This is a genomic window from Altererythrobacter sp. (assembly GCF_050299635.1).
In the GTDB taxonomy this organism is placed as follows: Bacteria; Pseudomonadota; Alphaproteobacteria; order Sphingomonadales; family Sphingomonadaceae; genus Erythrobacter.
On sequence record NZ_JBNKWF010000027.1, the window covers coordinates 22,852 to 42,104 of the forward strand.

The following is a 19,253-nucleotide window of genomic DNA, read 5'->3' on the forward strand; positions in this document are numbered from 1 at the left end:
CGCCCCTTCCTTACGTGTAGCGGAACGTCGCAAATGTCTTCGCGCTGTTGCTCTTGTTCACAAGCACGACAACGACCTTGGTGCCGCCGCCAGGGCGAAGGCCCGCTGCGGTGAGGCGGTTGCCGCCGGCTGGTTTCAGGGCTGTGGTGGACTTTTGTCCGGAGGGCGGAGTGACGATCAGCTGGGCGTCAAAATCAGCCGGATTCAACGGCTCATCTTCTTCGGTGATATAGACGTCCAGGCCCTTGGATGTCTTGACAAGCTCCACCAGGATTTCGCCCGACATCTGGACAACCCCGCCATGCGAAGGTTCCATGCTGCCATGGGCAATAGCCGGTGCGGACATGCCAAGCGAGATCGCGAATGCGGCAAAGAGAATGTGCTTTTTCATGAGATTATGTCCTTGCGACAAGCTTATTCAGGCAGATGCGCCAGCACGAAGGAGAGCGTTGCACGCTGCTCCATCCGGTCGTATTTTTCCGGGTTGTCGCTGTCGGTGACCAAAATTCCCACAACTACGTTGAGGCCCTGGTTCCGTATACGGATTGTGGCCGTCCCGTCTTCCGACGTCAGCGCCGGAATCTGGTCGGGATCAGTGACATAGTCAGTGAGGATCTGGGCGCCCGAAACCGGCTTGCCCTTGTAAAGTGCCTTGACCGTCAAGGGCGCGCCCTTGTCCTCCGGAATCGGGCCGACGGGCACGACTTGCAGTGCATGACTCTCGATCATCGGCACCTTGGCATCGAGCGAATACATATGGACGGCATATTTGAAGTTGTGTTCGGAAAGTTCGATCTCTCCTTCGACTTCGTCTTTGCCAGTATTGTGCCAGCGACCCGTCGCATCCTTGGTCCACATGCCATAGTCCACGGCAGCGGCGGCGACGGCCAGAGGCTCTGCGCTGTCAACAACTGGGACAATCCCGGCAACTCGCAGGCTGGTCTCGACCGGCATGCCTTCGGCATCGAACCCATCGACCGCTATCAGCTTGTCCATACGGGAAACCATATCGAGATCATCGGCTCCGACGCCGTAGACCAGCGCCATCTGTTTCGCCCGCTGGGCAAACCAGATGCTATGCGCCTGGGCGGGGATGGCGGTGGCAGCCACGGCGATAGCCGCCAGACCGCTCAGGGCCGAACGAATGGGCTTGGCATTGCGAAACATAGAGAGACTCCAGTTGGCGTGATCGATGCACCAACTGTGCGCTCTTCAAGATATCATGAATGCCGAATGCTCGAACTGGACGACACTATATTATGGCGAGGTTACTGGATTTGGAAGAATCGTCTGATACCACAATTGGACGACACGAATCATCGACCCATAGCCGCACCTGCTTCTGTGAGTGCAAAGCCGTCCTAGACGTTTGAGGTACCGAGGGCATTGTCGAGAACATTGACGAACAGATCGACATTTTCCTTGCTGAAAATCAGCGGCGGACGGATCTTCAGAATATTGTGATCTTCTCCGCAGGCGCTGATCAGCACACCGTTTTCTCGCATGGCATTCACAACTCTTGTTGTACGAGCCCGGTCGCTGGCCTGGGTTTCGCGATCGGTAACAATATCCGCGCCGACGAAGAGGCCTGCGCCGCGTACATTGCCGAGGCATTCATGCCTTTCGCGAAGCCCCTCGATCTTGCCCAGGAGATAGGCCCCTACATCGCGCGAATTGCCCATTATCCGGTCGCGCTTGATGACCTTCAGTACCGCTGCGGCGGCAGCGCAAGACACCGCGTTACCGGCAAAGGTATTGAAATAGCGAGAGCTTCTGCCGAACTCCTCGACCACGTCATGGCGGGTCAGTAGACCGGCGATCGGCTGGCCGTTACCCATCGGCTTGCCAAGCGTCACGATATCGGGATCGACGCCATGACGCTGAAAGCCCCACATGGTTTCTCCGGTCCGTCCGAACCCAGGCTGGACCTCGTCGGCGACGAACAGGCCGCCCGCCTTGCGAATGGCCCCGGCCGCGCCTTTCAGAAAGCCCGGTTCCTCAGGCAGGATGCCGTCACTTGTGAACAGAGTGTCGACTATCAACATTGCCGGCTGAATGCCATGCCGCTTCAGATCGGCGATCGCCGCCTCGACATCGCTCTGGAAGCGCTCGGCCGTGTTCGGCCCATAGCGATAGGCGGCAGGAGCCCGGACACAGCGGACATGCTCGCCGAGAGGAACGCCCTCGCCCAATGTCGGCGAGAATTTCGAAACGGCATCGGTTATCCCGTGATAGGCGGTTTCGGTAATGATCACGCCGGTCCCGCCTGTCCGCACCTTGGCGATGCGATAGGCGAGATCGTTGGCTTCGCTGCCCGAACCGGTCAGCATCATGTGTGTGAGGTCACTGCTCTCGACGGTGGAAAGCAGGCTTTCGGCGAGTTCCAGGATCGTCTCGTGCAGGTAACGCGTGTTGGTGCACAGAGTGGCAACCTGCCTGGTGATCGCCTCGACCACGTCGGGATGGCAATGGCCGAGCGAAACGACATTGTTGTATGTGTCGAGATAGGCACGCCCGTCCGGATCATAGAGCCACACGCCATCGCCACGAACGAAATGCAGCGGCTTTTGATACATCAGGCGGTAGGCCGGGCCGAGGAGCCGGTCGCGCTGTTCAATCAGGCGCAACTGGCTTTCTTCCAGTTCAACCTCGCCCGGGATGAAGGCGTTAACGGAAGACACGTCCACTACGCTCATTGATCGTCTCCATTCAGACAGAATTGCAGCAACTGACGGTGCGCCTCATCGCGCGAAAGGCCGTCGATATGTTCGAGACCAGCCCATGCCAGCCCGTTGTTCCGCATGATGTAGGTACGATTTTCCGGATAGCGGGCGGCACGCCAGGCGGTGATCAGAACGGTGATGACCAATCGGGCGGCCACCAGGTCTAGCAGGACGGCCCGTTCCGCCGGCTCCAGCGGCAACACCTCATTATAGGCACCAATCATTTCCGCGGCGTACAGGAGAGGGTCGTCGGCATCGGCAAGCTGATAGGCGGCTGCAGTCGCGATTTCGCCCACAAGCGGGCCACAAATCGCATCGCCGAAATCAATGACCGCCGCGACTTCATCGGTCTGGTCGGGGTTAACCATTACGTTGCCCAGATTGAAGTCGTTATGGATCACCTGCTCCCTCATCGCCTCCAGTTGAGGAAGAGTGTTTGCTTCATATTCGTCCATGAAGCGCTGGATCAGGCTTCGGCGTGAGAGATCCGGGATGGACTCGAACATGCCTTTCAGCCGATGGGCCGCCGAGACATTCCACATTAAGTCATGCTTCGCCGCCGGGTGGGAAAACCCTTCGAGAGCCTTATCAAGCTGTGCTAGGCAACGCCCCAAGGCCTGCCGCTGCTTTCTCGTCCGTGGCGATTGGACGAGCGGCAATCCCGGCAAATATGTCAACATCCGCAGAGTTGACGAACGACCGTCATCGAGCACGATCGATGTATGGTAGGAGCCATTGAGTGTAGCGACAGGATGCTGCACCGGGAAATCGGGCGCCCTACTCTTGATGTGATTAAGAACGCCGGTCTGAAGATCGACAATCTCTGCCGCCTCGGCGGGGTTCGCAATCTTGAGGAGATACTGGTCGCCGTCGGGGCCGACCATTCTGAAATTGCGATCGCGTTCGCCACTCAGCTCATGCGCCTGCAGAGCCTTGCCAAAATGGTGCAGCGCCAACGCCTCTGCTTGCTGAACTGTCACCAGAGGTGGGCGGGTAGTGAGTGTAGGGTCGAGTAGCATGTCGTTGCCTGATGATTACCATTCCGCAAAAAGGCGGCTGCACCAGCCGTCCATTGCCGGACTACTGTGGTGAGCCTTCAGGTGACCTCTGGACGGATTGCCGCCGAAAAATATGCCGAAATCACCGTCGCGGCAGTTCTTATCAACCGTTGCTCAAAGGCAGCCGGAGCATTTGCCGAAGATTCAATCCGAAAGTTCAACCAGATCCAGAAAGCTGCGCCGTTCCAGTTCGAATTCCCGCACGACGAAATAGCTGAAATAACGATCGACCAGTCCGCTTTCCTCAACGATTTTCATGATCGTTTCACGATAGTGGGCAACTGACCGAGTTACGACCTTCAGAATATAGTCGCAGTCACCGGCAACCCTTGCACATTCGGAAATCTCATCGATCGATTTTAGTTTCTGCTCGAACCTCGACACAGTCCCCATGCGACGGTCGTGGAGAGTGATCTCGACAAATGCCGTCACTAATTCGCAAATCGCGTCCAGATCAACACGGGCGCCATAACCGGTGATAAATCCGGCTGCCTCAAGGCGATCGACGCGGGTGAGACAGGGGCTTGGTGACAAGCCCACTGCCTCTGCAAGCGCCGAATTGGTGATCCTGCCGTTATTTTCCAGAACGGTCATGATCCGCAAATCGATCGCATCCAGCTTCACGGACTTTGTCATAGAAAACCATGTCCATGCTCGACTACGATGAAATGCGGTCTACCGTGTCTGTCGGCGGCTTACAATCCGAGCAGCCCCGGAAGTTCGCTGAAGTCGCTGATCACCTTGATGCCGTAATCATCCATTGGCGGCTCGTGCCCGCGATTCACCATGATCTTTGCTCCGAAGCCAAGGTCGCTGGCGGTCATCAGGTCGTAACGCGGACTCGAGGATACATGCATCATATCTTCCGGCCCGCAACCGAGCGTGTCGAACATAAATTCGAACGGGCGCATCAGCGGCTTGTATGCGCCAGCTTCCTCGGCCGTGAGCACCGCGTGGAAGGGGACGCCGATATTCCGGGCGCTGTGCGGGATCAGATCCACCATGCTGTTGGAAAGGATCACCAGAGGGAAATGCTCGGCGACCCGTCCGAGCGGATCGGGAACGTCGGAATGAGGCTGCCACGTCGGAATCGCGCCGTAAATCGCACGAACATCGGCCTCTTCGAAAGATACGGAATGCTTGAGACAAGTACGTTCGACCGAATTAGCGACGACGTCGTAATATGGCTTCCAGGCACCCAGGCACTCGTCCAGGCGATAACCGCGGAAGGAATCGAGAAAATCGTCCATCTTCTCAGGGGCGACACGGTCAGCGAAAATTTCGCGAGCCGTGGGACCCATGATGAAGTTGATCATCGTACCATAGCAGTCGAAGCTGATATATTTGGGTCTAAACATCGACCTCTTCACCTTTGCTGTCTTGAACCATGGTCGAAACTAGTCGCGCCAAAACCGACATTTCACCCGACGATGGGGGAATCCGGAGAACTTCCTCCCATTTTTGACCAATACTCGGCAGATCAGACCACTCCGCAGTAGATCAATCGCCGAGAGGCAGGGTTTGCTGACTGATGGGTGTGCTCGACACGACCAACACCGAGTAGCTCTGGATGCCAAGATCGGCTTGCCACATCTCCTCAAGGATGCGCGCCGGCCCATCATAGCCGATCGCTACGATCTTCATCAGATAGTCGAACTGCCCGTTCACCATGTAGAATTCGACAACCTCGCTGATACGAGCGACAGCCTTCTCAAATCGCTGCGCATCTTCCCGACGATGGCTCTTTAGTCTGACCTGGACGTAAGCGGTCACGAAGTTCCCTAACTTCGCCAGATCGAACTGAGTCTCGTATCGAATGATGATACCCGCGGCTTCCAACCGCTTGACCCGTGACAGGCAGGGGCTGGCTGACAGGCCGACTGCGTCCGCAAGTTGGACGTTGCTGATGCGCCCTTCATTTTGAAGCCTGCGAATTATCTTGAGATCGATCCGGTCGAGCTTCATTGTGATCGCTTTCTCCTGCGGACCTGGCATGACCGGTGAGGTTCAGATGCAAGATTACGATAAATTTGGCAATGCGGCAAAATCTGCTCTTCGGCAGGCTGCTGAGGTCATTCTACCAGGTGCGTTGCCATTTGGACGGCAGATTTAACCACTCGATCCGTTCTAGAATAGGCGGACAATCGCTCGTCGCTATCAAACGTCAGCCGGGGGACAACAGGTGGATAGACTGGATTTCAAAATTCTGGCTTATCTTCAAGAGCATGGTCGTGTCACAAACGTCGGATTGGCAAACGCGATCGGCCTTTCTCCCAGCCCCTGCCTGAGCCGACTGAAGCGCCTTGAAGAGGAAGGCTTTATCAAATCCTATGGTGCGCGCATCGCATTGGAGAAACTGGGCGATTATCTCATGGTATTCACCGAGATAACACTGGCGGATCATCGCAACACCGATCTGAACCGGTTTCTGGCCCAGGCACGGAATGTCCCAGAGATTGTGGAATGCCACCACGTGAGCGGCGGATATGACTACTTTCTGAAGGTCGTCGCCCGTAGCGTCAGCCATTATCAGCGCATCATCGAAGGTTTGCTCGAAAGCGACGCGGGAATCATAAAATACTTCAGCTATATAGTTCTCGATTCCCCAATCGTTCGGGAAGCCTATCCGATTGACAGCCTGTTCGGCCCGGCATAGCGCCGCGCCTCAGGCCGTGCCCGGGCCCCATTCAGCGATGGCGCGCGCGGTTCAACCCAATGACTGGTTGGAAAGGGCATAAAGCGTCGTTCGCGGATCCTTGCGGGGAGGCTCTCCGCGTGACATCGAAACCACGCGGCCGACATGTGGTAATCCGAGCGTTTCCAGCCAAGGGCTGAGCCCGCAGCTTTCCGTTACGTCGATCCGCACGAAGGTTCCGACGTGGCGCGCCGCAAGTACCGCGATCAGTGCCTTTGCATCGGTGGTATCGCGCGCGATTACGGGCCCAACCACAACGCCGCGGCCCCACCGGCGCGCGATAGCATATCCAGAAATGGCCTCATCGCGCGCGACCACCAACGTTTCGCCGCCCTGGATCAGCGCGTCGACAAGCTTTTCCCGGCCCATCCCCGAACCCACGCGGTCGACAGCCATAAGCGAATCCCGGTCCTGTGGGGTAGCGGCACGCAGAGGCACGGAAATATCGATCGCTGGCGCCTCTGCCAGGATGGCCTGATGCTGGTGCACGATGTCGTAGGGCTCGAAGCCCAAACGGGTATAGAGCGCCTCGCCTTCCACTGTCGAATTCAGGATCATCGTGCGCCCTTCGGCATCGGCCAGCAGCGCATCCATTAGGCGGGCTCCGATGCCCTGCCGTTGAGCCTTGTCCGCCACAATGATCATGCCCACGGAGGCGTAATCCGGCTTGTAGGGCCACCAAAGTGCCGTCCCGACCAGTTCGCCGTCCTTTTCGGCCGCGAAGCCATGACCCAGTTCGAGAGCTATTTCCCAATCCTCAATCCGGTAAGGCCAGTCGAGCGCCTTCGACAAAGCCAATGCCTGCGGCAAATGTTCACCGGTCAGTGGCACGACGTCGCTAGTCGCAGTCGCGGAACCGCCGGAAATGGGAGTGGGACTGTTCATAAATCACCTGATAATTCAAAAGCATGTTTGCGAATAGCGGAGGGCACGGTGCCTACGCTGCCGAAATCAGACGCGATCGTCCCGAACGTCGAGTGCATCGCGCAGCCCATCGCCCACAAAGTTGAAACTGGTCACCGCAATGGTGATCGCTATCCCCGGAATGATGGCGAGCCACGGCGCCGTCGCCAAATACTGCTGCGCACCGCCGAGCATGTTACCCCAACTGGGCAGCGGCGGTTGAATGCCATAGCCAAGGAAGCTGATATAGGCTTCCATCAGGATCGCGCGTGCGACTGTCAGCGTGGCGGCCACGATGATCGGCCCCATCGCATTCGGCAGGATCTCGCGGAACATGATGTGCGCTCCGCCCAGTCCCAACATCCGGCCTGCCTGCACAAATTCACGCTCACGCAAGGAGCGGACCTCCGCTTCAACGATACGCGCCACCTCCATCCAGCCAGTTATTGCGATAATGACGGTAACCATGGCCGGTGACGGCTTCAGGGCCGCCGCCAGCGCGAGCAGCAGGAAGATCGACGGGAACGCCAGGAAACCGTCGACAGTCCGCATCAAAACCGCACCAAGCAAACCACCACGATAGCCGGCAATCACGCCGACAAGCGTTCCGATCACTATCGACATCAGCATTGCGGAAAAGGCAACAAGCAGGGACACGCTGCCTGCCATGAGAAGGCGCGACGCGATATCGCGACCCAAGGGATCGGTCCCGAAGTAGAAATCGTCTACCATCGGCGGGACAAAACGCACACCCAGATCGATATAAAGCGGGTCATGGGGCAGGAAGTAGGGACCAACGAAGCACGCCAGTGTCAACAAGGCGATCATCGTGAAGCCAAGCAACGCCAGGCGATGGTTCGCGAATCGGCGCACGGTCCGGCTTTGCCACCAACGGCCCGTTCCCGGATTTGCTGCAACAGCGGTCATTTGGGCTGCCTCCTTTCAGGCATGGGCTTTGTCGCTCAGCTCAGGCGGATGCGGGGATCGACGATGGCGACGGCAATATCCGCGATAAGATTGCCGAAGATGACGAGGATGGCCGAGAACATCAGTAGCCCCATCACGACCGGGTAATCGCCGTAACTGATACTATCCAGAAACAGGCGCCCCATCCCGGGCCAGGTGAACACGGTTTCAGTGACGAGAGCGCCAGTCAGGAGCGAGGGAAGCTGCATGCCGGCCAGTGTAATCATCGGCAGGAGCGCGTTTCCGACAACGTGCTTCATCAATATCCGGCGTTCACTCAGACCCTTGGCCCGGGCCGTCTTCACGAAATCCTGATTGATGACATCGAGCGTCGCGGTCCGCATGTAACGGCTCCAGATCGCGATATGCACCAGTGCCAGAACGATGCTCGGCATGATGAGGTGGTGCAGGTAATCGAAAACCGATTCATCGCCGATCGTGTACATGTTGCCGGCGGGCAGCCAGCCCAGTTGCAGCGAGAATATGTAGATGCCGACCAACCCGAACCAGAAGGTCGGAATGGAAAGCGCGACCATGGCACCGACCGTCGCCACGTGATCGAAGGCGGAATAGCGGTGCGTCGCCCCGCGAATGCCGACCCAGGTGCCCACCGCTATGGCGATAGCGGTCGACGAACCCATCAGCAGAAGGGTGGCGAATATGTGCCGCCCGATCACATCCAGTACCGACGCGCCGTCTCGGAACGAGTGCCCCCAGTCACCTTGCAGGAGCCGCCAGGCCCAGTCCAGATATTGCACCCAGATCGGCCGATTGAGGCCCAGCTGTTCCTTCAGCCGCTCCATGTCGTCCTGGGTCATCCCCGGATCGAGCGCGTATTGCGCCAGTGGCCCCCCGGGAATGAGGTTGAGGATGAAGAACCCGATGAGCGAGACGATCGTCAGAAGGATGAGAATCTGAGTGATCCGGTTAAGCAGGAAACGCAGCATTCATCCCTCCTTCGCGCTTGATCGCGAATCCGCGTGCGGACTTCGGGACGCCTCCCGGGCGCCCTCCGGTTTCTTCCGGCCGTCGGCCAGGTACCAGCTTGCCGCATTCCAGGATTCCGTGCGCGTGTTGCTATTGGGCTCGAAGCCCTTGATGTCGGCACTTCGTCCGAAGACATTCCTGTATTGAAACATCGGCAGCAACGGCAGGTCGTGGCGCACGATTTCCTGCACACGATTATAGATTGCACGGCGCTCTTCAGGGTCGAAGGTCCGGGTGCCTTCTTCCAGCAAGGCATCGACCTCTTTGTTCTTGTATTGGGCGTTGTTGGAACCGCTGCCGCCCTGAACGACTATCGACTTGCTGTGCAGGCGGTTGGTCACATCCGGATCTGCACCAATCACATAGGTGCTTCCCACGATCACCGAATCGAAGCGCGAACGGGACCAGAAATCCCCCCACATGACTGCAGGCGGGAGGTTGGCGATGGTCATTTCCGCGCCGATCTCGCGGAAAGTCTGCTGTAAATATTGCTGCACCATTTCGCGCAGGTGATCGCCAGATGTCGTCGAATTTTCGAACGACAGACGCACCCTGTTCTTTATGCGAATGCCGTCGTCGCCAGGCACCCAGCCTGCCTCGTCGAGAATCCGCCGCGCCTCCTGCAAATCAAACTTCTGTTTCGGCAGGTCAGGATTATAGAAATATGACTGCTGCGGCATGAAGGTTTCGGTCACCTCCGGCACACCGTGATACAGCGCTCCGATTATCGCTTCGCGATCCAGCGCTGCATAGAGTGCCTGGCGAACGGCCAGTTCCTTGAACTGCGGTCGGCCAAGGTTGAGGTAGAACGATTCGACCGAGGAGGCGAGAACCGGCTCGACCACCTTGCCAGGCAGCTTGCGTGCCTCCTCGTAATTATCGGGGCTGATATAAACCTGACCGACCAGATCGACGCTACCGCTCTTGAATTGGGTATAAAGCACGGTGACGTCTGGAATATATTTGAAGATCAGCCGGTCGATATACGGCCCTTCGCCAAAGTAATCGGGATTTGCGACCAATTCCAGATGGTCACCGGGAACCCGGTTGCCCCATTTGAACGCTCCGGTTCCGACAGGCACTTGGTTGAATGCGGCGTTATTGGGATCTGCCTCGTCCACAAGCAGGTGCTTTGGAACGATGAAAGTTTCAGTCAGGAAGGACAGATAGGGTGCGAAGGGTTCTTCCATCTTCCATGTCAGCTCGGTCGGCGAGACCACGACAATGTCGCGAACGAGCGTATGGCCAGCCGTGCGCCAGGCGCGGAAATCGGGATTGGTGATGAGTTCAAGCGTGAATTTGACGTCTTCCGCCGTGAACGGAGTGCCATCATGCCAATGCACATCGTCGCGAAGGCGAATGCGCCAGTTGAGCCCGTCTTCGGAAATGCCGCCGTTTTCGAGGCTGGGCACCTCGATTGCCAGGTTCGGCTGCACGACGCCATCGGGATCCATTCGGACGAGGGCGTCGAACATCGAGAAGAGCACGCCGTCGTCCGGCTCGCTGTGAACCATCAGCGGATTGAAAACGGTCGGTTCCTGTGAAAGCCCGACGACGACATTGTCGAGGCCATCGGCGGAAGACCCTGCCGCTTGGCCAACGGCCTGGTCCGCGTTCTGCTCCGGCTTGCCCAGCAAATTATAGGCGATAAGTCCGCCTCCGCCGATCGCCAATGCCGCCAGAACTTCGCGACGCAGATAACGTCGCTTCGAATCGGTAGCTTCGGTCATTGCATTGCCTTCGTTTCTGCCGCGTCCTGCCCCGCATCCTTTCCGGGAATCGCGGCCACCAGTTCACGCGTGTAGGCCGACTGCGGATTGAGAAAGATTTGCGACGGCGGGCCGCACTCCACGATCCGCCCTTTTTGCATCACTGCGATTTCATCGCAGACCTGGCTGGCGACGCGCAGGTCATGCGTGATGAAGATCATCGATACGCCGGTTTCTCGCTGAATCTGGTCGAGCAGTCTCAATATCTGCGCCTGGATCGACACGTCGAGAGCCGATACGGCTTCGTCTGCGATCAGCAGCTTCGGTTTGAACATCAGCGCACGCGCAATACCGACACGCTGTCGCTGACCACCAGAAAATTCATGCGGATAGCGATCGAAGGCACCGGCATCGAGCCCGACATGTTCCAACAGAGCCATCGCGTCCCTGCGCGCATCCTCGTGGGACATCCCGTGCGCAACAGGGCCGACTGTCAGGCTATGGCCGATCGTGGCACGCGGATTGAGTGACGCGAACGGATCCTGAAAAATCATCTGGACCTGCGGTCGCAACGGTCGGAACTCAGCCTCGGACAGGCCTGCTATATCGCGACCCTCGAACAGAATTTCCCCACCGTCATTGTCCAGCAGCTTGATGAGGACCCGGCCCAGCGACGATTTACCGGAACCGCTTTCGCCGACAACGCCCAGCGTCTGCCCGGGCGCGAGATCGAACGAGACATCGTTGACGGCGGTAACGACCCGCGCCTTCTGGAACATGCCGCCCTCGGTGCGGTATGTCTTCATCAGACCTTCGATCTTCAGGATCGGCGTTTTGTCGGCCACTTCCAGAGCCTGGCGATCTTGTCCTGTCAGATGCGGAACAGCGGCGATAAGGCGCCGGGTGCAGGGATGACTGGGCGAGTTGAGCACCTGCTGGGCATCGCCCTGCTCGACCAGATGGCCCTTCTCCATCACGATGACGCTATCGGCGATTTCGGCCACCACACCGAAATCATGGGTGATGAACATGACGCTCATTCCCTTGCGTCGCTGAATGTCGCGAATGAGCTCCAGTATCTGCGCCTGCGTGGTGACGTCGAGCGCAGTCGTCGGCTCGTCCGCGATCAGGATCGTCGGCTCCAGCGCCAGCGCCATCGCGATCATGACGCGCTGCCGCTGGCCACCCGACAGGCGGAATGGATATTGGTGAAGCATCAACTCCGGGTCCGGCAACCCGACCTCGGACAGGAGAGCAAGAGCCCTTTCGCTACGGGATTGAGGTGTCCCCACGCCGTGCGCGGCCATGACCTCCTGGATCTGCGCGCCGACGGTCATGAGGGGGTTAAGGGCGGATAGCGGGTCCTGAAAGATCATTGACACAACCCGTCCGCGCAGGTCGCGAAGCTTGTCCGGTGACATTCCCGTGACGGTCATGCCATCGAGCTCAATGGTGCCCGAAGAGATGCGGATCACCTTGGGCAGGAGACCCATGATTGCATTCGCCGTGACCGATTTCCCCGAACCCGATTCTCCGATGATGCACAGAATCTCGCCGCGCTCCAGGTCGAAGGAAATATTCTCGACCGCATGCGGTCGTTCCATACCTTTCGGCAGGTCCACCGTGAGATTGCGCACCGAGAGCGCCACATCCCCGGGTTCTCCTGGCTCATTACTTGCGACCATCGCGGCCAACTCCCTCTTCATCGCGGAACGTGCGCTTGTCCCTGGACTGTGTCATCTCACCTTGATCAATAGCGCCGATCCCGTTCGTCGCGGCGTCAGGCGGGTGTGAATGGCGGGTTCCGTCCAGCCTGACTTGCGCAGATAACGTCTCGTTTGCAGACTGGATGGTGCCTCTCTTGTTTAGTGGACTGCAAGAAGTACGAGATCGTTTCGCTGTGAAACCTTATGAATTCCCCTTGCCGTGGGCTGGGTCGCTCACATTTGCCAGTCTGGAGATTATCGCTCGCCATATTCGTTAAATCGGTGCCATTGCGCGGCAGGAAATTTTGTATTGCGGCTCGGACTTGGCATTTCCTTGAGAAGTCGCAGTTGCCACTGATGGCTGTGATTGAGATCCGTCATCACCATCAACGAATGTGCCGGCCCGGCGCCGAATGGCGGCGATTTTCAAGTCGCGAGCAAAAACCCCGGAGCAGGTCGCGACAGAAGGCGGAGAGAGCGCACTCCTCGCGTGAGACCGAACCGCATGACAATCGAATATTGGCTTCGAACTGATCGAAACTGGCTGAAATCAACGGATCTTCGACATCATGTGCCGAGCGGTTCATGGAAGATCTGCCATATCAGATCGCTTCAGGATCAAGGGGCCAGAGGAATTGTCACCCTACGTCGAACGCATTCCCAGTGATGAGCGTCTGCCCGATGCCGCCGATGTGGTTATCGTCGGTGGCGGGATCATCGGTGTAACAGCAGCCTATTTCCTGGCGAAGCAGGGGAAGTCGGTGGCCCTGGTCGAAAAGGGCCACATTGCGTGTGAGCAGTCCAGCCGCAACTGGGGCTGGTGCCGCCAGCAGAACCGTGATCGACGCGAATTGCCCCTGTCGTCGGTGGCCATGCGCCTGTGGGACGAATTTTCCAAGGAGCTTGAGCAGGATGTGGGCTTTCGCCGGTGCGGCCTGTTCTACGCCACAGACAATGAGGCGCAGATGGCTGAATGGGCTGCCTGGCAGCCGTTCGGTCTCGAAAACGGAGTAGATACGCGTATCCTTGGTGCTGCGGAAATCGCGCAGCATATTCCCGAAGGGTCCCGCAAGTGGATCGGAGGCGTTTCTTCCCCAAACGACGGCAAGGCAGAACCCGCGATAGCCGCCCCCGCGATCGCGCTGGGAGCGCGTGCGCACGGCGCGACAATCCACCAGGGATGCGCCGCGCGCGCGCTCGACATTGCGAACGGCCGAGTTGTCGGTGTGCACACCGAGAAAGGCCTGATCAGGGCGGACGCCGTCTTATGCGCGGCTGGTGCCTGGGCTTCTCGCTTCCTTCGTCCGCACGGAATCAGCTTCCCGCAGGCAGGCGTGCGTCAGACGGCCTTGCGCACGAAGCCCACCACCGATGTCGGAGGCTGCCTCTATTCTCCTGATTTCGCGATGACGCGCCGCCTCGATGGAAGCTACACAATGGCTATCAGCGGCAAGGCGACCATCGACATCACGCCGCAGGGCATTCGCTATGCACGCGAATTCCTGCCACAGTTCGTACGCCGCCTGAAGAATGTCAGGCTGGCAGTGGGTCGCTCTTTCGTTTCAGGGCCGGAATCGCTGCTTTCGTTGCTCAGGAACGACGAAACGATCTTCGAGCGGACCCGCGTTCTGGATCCCGCACCTCAGCAATGGCTCGTTCGCAAGATCCTGGCCAATGTTGGCCAAAACTTTCCGCAATTTTCCGACATCGAGATAGTCGGCGCATGGGGCGCGCTGGTGGATTGCTCTCCCGACGCTGTCCCTGTCATTTCGAAAGTCGATCAGGTCGACGGGCTCGTGCTCGCCGCAGGCTGTTCTGGCCACGGTTTCGGCATGGGTCCGGGCATCGGCCGACTGGCGGCCGAATTACTGGTCAACGCCGACCCATGCGTGGACCCCACGCCGTTCCGCCTGTCACGCCTGGTCGACGGCTCCCCGCTGGAAATCGGAGGACTTTGAATACTACCGGTAGAGGCGGCTAGCGCCTCTGCCGGAATGAAACCAGGCTGGTGCGGCTCAGGCCGCTGGCTTGAACGTCGAATAGATCTTGGCCACGTTCACGCGGCTGTCCCACGAGCATTCAGCGCCCTGCTCGATGATGAGGGTATCGCCCTTCGAAAAGGTAGCGGTGGTGCCAACCGCGTCGGTGAACGTCACTTCGCCAGCCAGAAGATGCATCAGCTCTGTGTGATGGAAGAAGATCGGCTTGCGCGTGTAAGGGGTTGAATCCCAGACCCCACAGCTGAACTGGCCGTCTTCTGAGGAGAAGTGGTTGTTCGATCGGCAGGACGGCTTTTCGCTGATCAGAACCTCGTCCGCCGGCGGATTGGACGGGTTGAGGGACGCATTGTTGTCGATCTTGACGATCCGTGCCTGTCCGCCTTCGCCCAGCGGATATGACATGCCGATCAGTGTGGCGGGCTTTTGGGCACGCCAGGAAAACGGAGTGCCGCGCGCGATCACCGCACTTTCGCCGGCGGCAAGGTCGACCGCGCCGTTGGACCCTGTCAATTGCACCGCGCCTTTCGTCACCAGCACAAAGGTATCTCCATCGAGCGCTTCCGATGCGCCGCTACCGGCTGCCAGGGCGATCGCCTTGACCGTGCAAGGTCCGGCGCCGATGTCCAACTCGCGCGCATCGTGCCCGAAAGGATCGTCCCCTGCCGGCGTTGCGGCATCGGCAAGTGTCTTGAGATCGATGAATGTCGGGCAGTCGGTAATCGTGGTCACGGAAATCTCCTTCAGGGGCAGGGGATGAAATTGCGTTGATCCGGTATCGCGGGTGTGCCCTTGCCGCGCTTCGTGCACTCGGTGGCGCACTCCACCGTCAGAAATACTTGAGCCATGCAATATCGCGGCGGCGGCGCTTCAGGCGCGCGTACCAAACGGTCGGAAAATAGAGGATCACCAGCATGATGGGATACCACAACAGGACCCAGTGATAGTTGTCGAACATGTATGCGCTGCCATTGTTCGGACCGTAGATCGCGAGCGCACTGTGGTAGAGGATGCGCAGAACGGTGAGGTGCAGCAGATAGAAGAACATCGGTGCCGCGCCGAATACCGCCAGAGAAGCGATCAGCTTTGAATCGTTGATCTTCTCAAACAATACCAACAGCAGAGCACCACCGCCCAGCGTGGGCAGGAGGAAGAGAAGCGACGGCGGATACTTCGTCATCGAGATAAAGCTGATGACGCTGCGCACGGAATCTCCTTCTGTCATGTACCAGGGCTTGTCGCCATACACGTTGAGCATCCGCAGCAGGACGAATGCGGCAATCATTCCGAAGCCGAGCACAAGCAGGTTGCGATTGCGCTTTTCCGGCGCGAACTCCGGACGGAACCAGTTTCCGATGGCATACCCTAACGCAATGACTCCCAGCCACGGCAGGAGGGGATAGGTGGTCTTGGCGAGGAACCCGAACGGCAGTTCGATGACATCGCGCTGATACAGGATTGCCCAAAGCGGGAACAAGGGATTGTCGGGCGTCAGCCGCACCGGGTCGAGCAGATTGTGGAAACACAGGATGACAAGCCCGAATGCGATCAGAGCCGGCCGCGGCAGCCGCATCAGGCCCGCAAGCGCGATCATGCATAATCCGATGGCCCAGATCACCTGCAGCCACAAAGTCGGCTGCGGCACGATCCCCCAATACAGCGGAGAAAGATAGGCCAGTTCAATCACTACAAGCAGAAGCCCGCGCTTCAGCAGGTATGACGACGTTTCCTCGACCGTATGGTTGATGCTGAACAGATAGACGCCGAGCCCAGTCAGGGCGACGAAGATAGGTGCACAGAAACTGACGGCAAAGCGCGCGAAGCCAATGGCAGGCAGCACAGTTGCCGCGTCGATCGGATCGCTGACGACATAGTTTACGAACCAGGTCTCACGCAGATGGTCCAGCAGCATGAGAACCATGACGAAGCCGCGCAGCGCGTCGATATTGGCCAGACGCGCCTTGGCTTTAGCGTCAGGACGACTAGGCGCCGGAAAATCGGTCGGCACTGCCGTGAATGTTCCAACACTTGCCATGATCCGCATCCATTCCAGTTATCGCCAGACTCAGCGATGTTGACTCAGGACAGGTCGATATGGCGGGTGAGTTTGCGTCGAATCTGGCGGATTGTGTCAAATTTGGCGCGGTGGAGAGCAGTAAATTCCGTCAGTGCAAAGTCGGGCTAAGTCAGTCCTCGCTTGGCACCGTCGCGATGGCGTCGACTTCGACGAGATAGCCATAATGCAGTTCAGGCACCGGCACCACGCTCCGGGCAGGCCGCACATCTCCGAGCATATCACCGTAAACGCGGTTGAATTCAGGCCAGTTCGCAACCCCGACGATATAGGCGGTAACCCGGTGTAAGTACTCGGGCGAACCGCCAGCAGCTTCCAATATGCCGAGCAGGTTCTCCATGGCCTGACGCGCCTGCGAATCGAAGCTCATGTCTTCAAGCGGGGCACCGTTCGGGCGTATCGGAAGCTGTCCCGAAATATAGAGCGTTTCACCGACACGGACGGCCTGCGAATAGGCACCGCCGGGCGCGGGGGCCTTGTCAGTGGAAACAGGTGTGGGCTTCATAGTCATCACCAACCTCCAAATCGGGGCCATTCACCTTCGACAAGGTCATCGTTGCCGCGGACGACATGATAGGACTGATGTTGTGCCCCCGTGGCACAGGCGTGATTGGGCAAAATGCGTACCCGGTCGCCGATCTTGAGATAGGGGAGCGTTGCATCGGAACCTGGGCGAACCGCGATAATCCCGTGCTCCTGGTTCGCATCGGCCAGGATAATGTCGGCGAACGGTTTGCCGGTGCTGTCGCAGACGATGCCATAACCTTGATCGACTGCCTGCTTGGCCGTGCCCCGGTCGCGCGACATGGCCATCCAGCCAGCGTCGATCAGGATCCATCCCTTTTCTTCCTGGTGGCCAATGACCGTCCCCAGCACGGAAAGCGCGATGTCGTCTATTTGGCAGATGCCAATGCCTGCCATGACGAGGTCGAAAAAGACGAAGACCCCAGCGCGCACTTCCGTCACGCCGTCGAGATTGGTGGCGTTATGGGCCGTGGGTGTGGAACCGACGCTGACAACCGGACAGGCATGGCCGGCATCGCGCAAGGTTGTGGCGGCATCGACCACGGCCAGACGTTCCTCTTCGGCGCAGCGCTGGAGCGCCTCGGTCCCTTGCGCAGTATAGCTCCCGCCCGCATGGGTAAGGACGCCGCGAAGTTCCCCACCTTTGGTCAATGCGGCCGCAATGTCGACGAGGCGCTTCGTATCGTGCGGCAACACGCCGGAGCGGTGACCGTCGCAGTCGATCTCGATCAGGGCCGGAATGGCGATCCCCGCCTCGACCGAAGCGGCCGTAACCGCCTCTGCCTGCTCGACCGTGTCCAGCACAACCGCAAGATCGCATCCGCCGCGCCGCAATTCGATGACCTTGGCAAGCTTCCAGGGTACGATACCGACGGCGTAAATCAGGTCGTTCACACCCGCCGACGCGAAGAACTCCGCTTCGCGAAGTGTCGATACGGTGGCCGGCCCTTGCGGCGAAGACATCACCTTTTGCGCCACTTCGATCGACTTGGCAGTCTTCAGATGGGGACGCAGCGTCACACCGAACTTATCGAGCCTGCCGCGCAAACGGGCGATGTTTCTCTCCATCCGGTCGGCATCAAGGATGAGGCAGGGCGTCTTAAGATCGTCGATCGTCATGGTCTTGGGCGAATCCTTTTCTGCCTCGATGGTAAGTGCTTGGTTCATGAATAGGTATTCTCGACCGTTTCCAGGCTATGCGTCATGCCGGAGGCCGTATGCACGGCCTACGACGTGGTTGAAATGAATGTGTGCGAACCAGGAAACCCTACAGCCTTCACCATGAAAAGAATGCCGAATCTGCAGGTGGGCCAACAGTTTGTCACGACCGGGCCGAGCCATGCAGAAGAATCGTCTGAATGCCGCATTTGGGTGACATTCGGGAAAGGACGAGTAGGACACTGGCTGCTCTACGCATGGCAGAGAGCATCCTTCCCTCAGCCCTTACCCGTCATTCGGGTGCATTTGCCTAATCTGGACCAGACTGTTTTCCTCTAGGACCGTGCAAAGGGCCTGGTTGAACTGCGCTCGATCACTTTGCATGGCAATCGCAATTGGTCTCCGACTCCGGAAGGCCCCTTTTCCCCGATAAGCATAGCAATTGTGGCTTCGACCATATCGGCAATAGGCTGGTTGACCGATGTGAGCGGCACAGGCGTAAGGCGTGCGTAGGGAGAATCGTCGAATCCAGCCACCGAAAGGCCATTGGGTACACCAATGCCGCAATTGAATGCTGCCGCAACGACACCAGCGGCCATCTCGTCATTGGCTGCAAAGATTGCCGTCGGAGGTTGTTCTCGCGCAAGGAGCTTTTCGGCCGCGCCCCACCCTCCGGCGAAGGTGAAGCTGCCGATTTCCGTCAGTTCTTCTGTTTCCTGACTAGCGCTCATCGCGTCGTGAAAAGCGACATA

General features: G+C 58.5%; 19 protein-coding genes. 2 read left to right on the forward strand and 17 right to left on the reverse strand.

Annotated elements, in window-relative coordinates; all coding sequences use genetic code 11:
* Nucleotides 1-10 precede the first annotated feature (10 nt).
* From ACQY6C_RS12890 to ACQY6C_RS12920, 7 genes are all read right to left on the reverse strand, one after another.
* Complete coding sequence (locus ACQY6C_RS12890) at nt 11-391, reverse strand: hypothetical protein (RefSeq protein WP_427969367.1); 381 nt, start codon at nt 389-391, stop codon at nt 11-13.
* A gap of 23 nt (nt 392-414) precedes the next feature.
* The gene (locus tag ACQY6C_RS12895) at nt 415-1,167 is read right to left on the reverse strand and encodes a DUF4198 domain-containing protein (protein ID WP_427969369.1); all 753 of its coding nucleotides are present in this window, start codon (nt 1,165-1,167) and stop codon (nt 415-417) included.
* A 194-nt stretch (nt 1,168-1,361) separates the two neighbouring features.
* Complete coding sequence (locus ACQY6C_RS12900; RefSeq protein WP_427969371.1) at nt 1,362-2,696, reverse strand: aspartate aminotransferase family protein; 1,335 nt, start codon at nt 2,694-2,696, stop codon at nt 1,362-1,364.
* Complete coding sequence (locus ACQY6C_RS12905) at nt 2,693-3,703, reverse strand: phosphotransferase (RefSeq protein ID WP_427969373.1); 1,011 nt, start codon at nt 3,701-3,703, stop codon at nt 2,693-2,695. Before ACQY6C_RS12905 ends, ACQY6C_RS12900 begins: the two co-directional genes overlap by 4 nt.
* Before the next feature lie 222 nt (nt 3,704-3,925).
* Nucleotides 3,926-4,417 (reverse strand): Lrp/AsnC family transcriptional regulator, encoded by a 492-nt coding sequence (locus ACQY6C_RS12910; RefSeq protein WP_427969375.1) that lies wholly within the window; start codon nt 4,415-4,417, stop codon nt 3,926-3,928.
* Nucleotides 4,418-4,476: 59 nt separating this feature from the next.
* Entirely contained in the window at nt 4,477-5,139 is a 663-nt protein-coding gene (locus ACQY6C_RS12915) for a haloacid dehalogenase type II (RefSeq protein ID WP_427969377.1), read from the reverse strand.
* A gap of 142 nt (nt 5,140-5,281) precedes the next feature.
* On the reverse strand, nt 5,282-5,746 hold the full coding sequence (locus ACQY6C_RS12920; protein ID WP_427969379.1) for an Lrp/AsnC family transcriptional regulator: 465 nt from the start codon (nt 5,744-5,746) through the stop codon (nt 5,282-5,284).
* A gap of 217 nt (nt 5,747-5,963) precedes the next feature.
* Here ACQY6C_RS12920 and ACQY6C_RS12925 point away from each other — a divergent pair, with 217 nt between their 5' ends.
* Entirely contained in the window at nt 5,964-6,437 is a 474-nt protein-coding gene (locus ACQY6C_RS12925; protein WP_427969381.1) for an Lrp/AsnC family transcriptional regulator, read from the forward strand.
* 51 nt (nt 6,438-6,488) lie between these two features.
* Here the strand turns inward: ACQY6C_RS12925 and ACQY6C_RS12930 are convergent, their stop codons facing one another.
* The 5 genes from ACQY6C_RS12930 to ACQY6C_RS12950 all read right to left on the reverse strand — a co-directional run bounded on the left by ACQY6C_RS12930 (nt 6,489) and on the right by ACQY6C_RS12950 (nt 12,726).
* Nucleotides 6,489-7,361: a GNAT family N-acetyltransferase gene (locus ACQY6C_RS12930; protein ID WP_427969383.1), complete on the reverse strand. Its 873-nt coding sequence runs from the start codon at nt 7,359-7,361 to the stop codon at nt 6,489-6,491.
* A gap of 66 nt (nt 7,362-7,427) precedes the next feature.
* On the reverse strand, nt 7,428-8,306 hold the full coding sequence (locus ACQY6C_RS12935; RefSeq protein ID WP_427969385.1) for an ABC transporter permease: 879 nt from the start codon (nt 8,304-8,306) through the stop codon (nt 7,428-7,430).
* 35 nt (nt 8,307-8,341) lie between these two features.
* Complete coding sequence (locus ACQY6C_RS12940; RefSeq protein WP_427969387.1) at nt 8,342-9,292, reverse strand: ABC transporter permease; 951 nt, start codon at nt 9,290-9,292, stop codon at nt 8,342-8,344.
* Complete coding sequence (locus ACQY6C_RS12945; RefSeq protein WP_427969388.1) at nt 9,293-11,062, reverse strand: peptide ABC transporter substrate-binding protein; 1,770 nt, start codon at nt 11,060-11,062, stop codon at nt 9,293-9,295.
* Nucleotides 11,059-12,726 carry an ABC transporter ATP-binding protein gene (locus tag ACQY6C_RS12950; protein WP_427969390.1) on the reverse strand — a complete coding sequence of 556 codons (1,668 nt, stop codon included), beginning with the start codon at nt 12,724-12,726 and terminating at the stop codon, nt 11,059-11,061. The genes ACQY6C_RS12945 and ACQY6C_RS12950 overlap by 4 nt, the downstream gene beginning before the upstream one ends.
* A gap of 656 nt (nt 12,727-13,382) precedes the next feature.
* Here ACQY6C_RS12950 and ACQY6C_RS12955 point away from each other — a divergent pair.
* Complete coding sequence (locus ACQY6C_RS12955; protein ID WP_427969392.1) at nt 13,383-14,705, forward strand: NAD(P)/FAD-dependent oxidoreductase; 1,323 nt, start codon at nt 13,383-13,385, stop codon at nt 14,703-14,705.
* Nucleotides 14,706-14,762: 57 nt separating this feature from the next.
* On the opposite strand, the gene ACQY6C_RS12960 is transcribed toward ACQY6C_RS12955, so the two are convergent.
* The 5 genes from ACQY6C_RS12960 to ACQY6C_RS12980 all read right to left on the reverse strand — a co-directional run.
* Entirely contained in the window at nt 14,763-15,476 is a 714-nt protein-coding gene (locus tag ACQY6C_RS12960; RefSeq protein ID WP_427969394.1) for a cupin domain-containing protein, read from the reverse strand.
* 97 nt (nt 15,477-15,573) lie between these two features.
* Nucleotides 15,574-16,779 (reverse strand): DUF1624 domain-containing protein, encoded by a 1,206-nt coding sequence (locus ACQY6C_RS12965; protein ID WP_427969396.1) that lies wholly within the window; start codon nt 16,777-16,779, stop codon nt 15,574-15,576.
* A 151-nt stretch (nt 16,780-16,930) separates the two neighbouring features.
* Complete coding sequence (locus ACQY6C_RS12970; RefSeq protein WP_427969398.1) at nt 16,931-17,329, reverse strand: RidA family protein; 399 nt, start codon at nt 17,327-17,329, stop codon at nt 16,931-16,933.
* Nucleotides 17,329-18,462 carry a DSD1 family PLP-dependent enzyme gene (locus ACQY6C_RS12975; protein WP_427969402.1) on the reverse strand — a complete coding sequence of 378 codons (1,134 nt, stop codon included), beginning with the start codon at nt 18,460-18,462 and terminating at the stop codon, nt 17,329-17,331. The genes ACQY6C_RS12970 and ACQY6C_RS12975 overlap by 1 nt, the downstream gene beginning before the upstream one ends.
* Before the next feature lie 374 nt (nt 18,463-18,836).
* A partial coding sequence (locus ACQY6C_RS12980; RefSeq protein ID WP_427969400.1) for a substrate-binding domain-containing protein occupies nt 18,837-19,253 on the reverse strand: 417 nt, incomplete at its 5' end.

Excerpts from the sequence above, each read along its gene's own strand:
- ACQY6C_RS12910 (WP_427969375.1), bottom strand. The coding sequence starts at position 4,417 with ATGACAAAGTCCGTGAAGCTGGATGCGATCGATTTGCGGATCATGACC.
- ACQY6C_RS12890 (WP_427969367.1), bottom strand. The coding sequence starts at position 391 with ATGAAAAAGCACATTCTCTTTGCCGCATTCGCGATCTCGCTTGGCATG.
- ACQY6C_RS12965 (WP_427969396.1), bottom strand. The coding sequence starts at position 16,779 with ATGGCAAGTGTTGGAACATTCACGGCAGTGCCGACCGATTTTCCGGCG.
- ACQY6C_RS12930 (WP_427969383.1), bottom strand. The coding sequence starts at position 7,361 with ATGAACAGTCCCACTCCCATTTCCGGCGGTTCCGCGACTGCGACTAGC.
- ACQY6C_RS12940 (WP_427969387.1), bottom strand. The coding sequence starts at position 9,292 with ATGCTGCGTTTCCTGCTTAACCGGATCACTCAGATTCTCATCCTTCTG.
- ACQY6C_RS12935 (WP_427969385.1), bottom strand. The coding sequence starts at position 8,306 with ATGACCGCTGTTGCAGCAAATCCGGGAACGGGCCGTTGGTGGCAAAGC.
- ACQY6C_RS12920 (WP_427969379.1), bottom strand. The coding sequence starts at position 5,746 with ATGAAGCTCGACCGGATCGATCTCAAGATAATTCGCAGGCTTCAAAAT.
- ACQY6C_RS12945 (WP_427969388.1), bottom strand. The coding sequence starts at position 11,062 with ATGACCGAAGCTACCGATTCGAAGCGACGTTATCTGCGTCGCGAAGTT.
- ACQY6C_RS12950 (WP_427969390.1), bottom strand. The coding sequence starts at position 12,726 with ATGGTCGCAAGTAATGAGCCAGGAGAACCCGGGGATGTGGCGCTCTCG.
- ACQY6C_RS12900 (WP_427969371.1), bottom strand. The coding sequence starts at position 2,696 with ATGAGCGTAGTGGACGTGTCTTCCGTTAACGCCTTCATCCCGGGCGAG.
- ACQY6C_RS12915 (WP_427969377.1), bottom strand. The coding sequence starts at position 5,139 with ATGTTTAGACCCAAATATATCAGCTTCGACTGCTATGGTACGATGATC.
- ACQY6C_RS12970 (WP_427969398.1), bottom strand. The coding sequence starts at position 17,329 with ATGACTATGAAGCCCACACCTGTTTCCACTGACAAGGCCCCCGCGCCC.
- ACQY6C_RS12895 (WP_427969369.1), bottom strand. The coding sequence starts at position 1,167 with ATGTTTCGCAATGCCAAGCCCATTCGTTCGGCCCTGAGCGGTCTGGCG.
- ACQY6C_RS12975 (WP_427969402.1), bottom strand. The coding sequence starts at position 18,462 with ATGACGATCGACGATCTTAAGACGCCCTGCCTCATCCTTGATGCCGAC.